The sequence below is a fragment of the Mesorhizobium sp. M7A.F.Ca.CA.004.12.1.1 genome, from assembly GCF_003997835.1.
Taxonomy (GTDB): Bacteria; Pseudomonadota; Alphaproteobacteria; order Rhizobiales; family Rhizobiaceae; genus Mesorhizobium.
In genome coordinates this window covers 1-1,394 of record NZ_RZRK01001162.1, presented here as the reverse complement: position 1 = coordinate 1,394, position 1,394 = coordinate 1, and the positions used below count along the sequence as shown (strand labels likewise).

The following is a 1,394-nucleotide window of genomic DNA, read 5'->3' as shown; positions in this document are numbered from 1 at the left end:
CCTCGATCATGCGGGCGATGCGCCCGGCATGACGCTCCTCGCCGAGGAAGCCGAAGATGCGGGCAAGATCGCCCGGCTTGAAGGAATTGACGACGTCGGCGGCGCTAAGGCCCGATTGCGCCATGCGCATGTCGAGCGGCCCGTCGGCGCGGAACGAAAACCCGCGCTCCGCCTGGTCGAGCTGCATAGAGGACACGCCGATGTCGAGCACGATCCCGTCGGCGCTCTCGACATGTTCATCCAGCGTCGAGAACGGCGCGTGCACCAGGCGCAGCCGACCGCCCGATTGCACTTCCAGATCGCGCCCGGCCGCAATGGCATCCGGATCGCGGTCGATCGCCACCACGGAAGCGCCCGTCGCCAGAATGGGCCTGGTGTAGCCGCCGGCGCCGAACGTGCCGTCGATGATGAGGTCGCCCTGCGCCGGCGCCAACGCTTCGAGCACCTCGGCAAGGAGGACCGGAATGTGGCGAGCCGATCCGCCAACGGCGTGCCCATCTACGGCGCGAGGAAGGTCATCGCCGTGGCCTGCCGTCATTCCGGTCGCTCCCCAGGCTTCGTCCCCTGCCGAAGCTGCAAAAGCCGTGCCCGCGCCTGCGCCCCATAGGCGGCAAGCCGTCCCGGCTCCCAGATCTGAAAGAAATTGCCGCGCCCGACAAAGGCCACTTCCGCCGAAATGCCGGTGTGTTCGCGAAGGAAATCGCTCATCGTGATGCGGCCGTCCTGGTCGAGTTTCAAGAAGGTTCCGTCGCCATGGCAGAAGAACGACATATCGTCCGCCGTCTGCAGGAAGGGATCCTCGAGCGCGATGCGCTGCTCGTAGCGGTCGAGCAGATCGAGCCCGCCGACATCCATCGCCGGCAGATCCAGGCAGCGCAGCGCATAGAGTTCCGAATAGCCGCGCTTCTGCACGACCGCACGGAAATGCGCGGGAACGGACACCCGTCCCTTCGCATCGATCCTGCTCACCGTGCTTGACAGAAACCGGTCCATTAAACGCTACAGCCGCTTGCGCCGCCGCACCCCTCTCCATCTTGTCGCACGCGCCGCCGCAGCGCGCTCCCTGCCCCGCATCAGCCTCATCCGCACGGGCAAAAACCGGCAAACGCGCAGCCGCCGCGGCTGCCCGATTGGCGTACGCTTTACCCTGACACGGAACGAAGGCTTTGATGTCTAGATGGGATATCATGGGGCACTATGGGCGTCAACGGGATTAGGCTTCACAAACACGCGCGCCGCGACCAATGAGAGCAGCCTCGCCGACACGTCTCGTCTTTATGGTCTATTAAGCCTAACGAACCGTTTAGAGCCGCCTGGCCCACCCGGACGCGCCTTGCCGCGCGCCGCTGCCGGGCATAGCGTCTCGCCACATATCGCCGGTCGCAAACCGGGTT

General features: G+C 65.4%; 2 protein-coding genes. Both read right to left on the bottom strand.

Annotated features, from left to right (window positions below):
- Positions 1 to 538: 16S rRNA (cytosine(1402)-N(4))-methyltransferase (gene mraW / locus EN984_RS34715; RefSeq protein WP_127384363.1), on the bottom strand; the 538-nt coding region annotated here is incomplete at its 3' end.
- Positions 535 to 993, bottom strand: coding sequence for a division/cell wall cluster transcriptional repressor MraZ (gene mraZ / locus EN984_RS34710; protein WP_127271469.1), 459 nt, complete (start codon positions 991 to 993; stop codon positions 535 to 537). The genes mraW and mraZ, both read right to left, overlap by 4 nt.
- Positions 994 to 1,394: the final 401 nt, after the last annotated feature.